General features: G+C 67.7%; 1 protein-coding gene. It reads left to right on the plus strand.

The window, feature by feature from the left end:
* The coding region (locus tag QT222_RS00160) for a phospholipase D-like domain-containing protein (protein WP_491475916.1) at positions 1 to 590 on the plus strand (590 nt) is incomplete at its 5' end.
* Positions 591 to 631 lie beyond the last annotated feature (41 nt).

The raw sequence follows: 631 nt of genomic DNA on the forward strand, positions 1-631 counted from the left end.
CGGTCCTCCAGCAGCTCGATGCCCCCGAGCACCGAACCGACGTGATACAACCCACCGTCGAAGCCGCCGGCCCGTTCGCCGTCGCGCTCAAGCGAGCGGCAAACCGTGGTGTTCGCGTCCGCTTGCTCCTCGGGAGTGCGTGGTACGTCGACGACGAAAACCGTAAGCTCGCAGCGCGGTTGAACGACTGGGCCGACAGAACAGGGAATCCACTCTCAGTTCGACTTGCTCGCCCCGCCGGACGCTACGGTGCGATTCACGCGAAAGGCGTCGTCGCCGACGACACCGCCATCGTCGGCAGTCTCAACTGGAACCGACACTCCGCTCGTGAGAACCGCGAGGTCGCACTCGCAATCGATGACCCTGCCGCGGCCGCGTACTACCGAAACGTGTTCGCAGCAGACTGGCGGGCGAGCGAACGAGGGTGGGGGTCGAGGCCGGGTCTCGGGGCCGGGGCAGCGGGCGCCGGACCGGCCGGGGCGGCGGCGCTCCGGAGCTCCGGTCTCCGAAAAAGGAGGTGGGCGGCTACGGCGGGCTCCTTTTACCCTCCTACGCTCGCGGCCGTCCCTTGCCTGTCTCCGCCTCACTGATGCCTTTGCTCCCGGCGGTCAATTATCCACATCTGACCCCC

The organism is Haloferax sp. s1 (assembly GCF_058382125.1).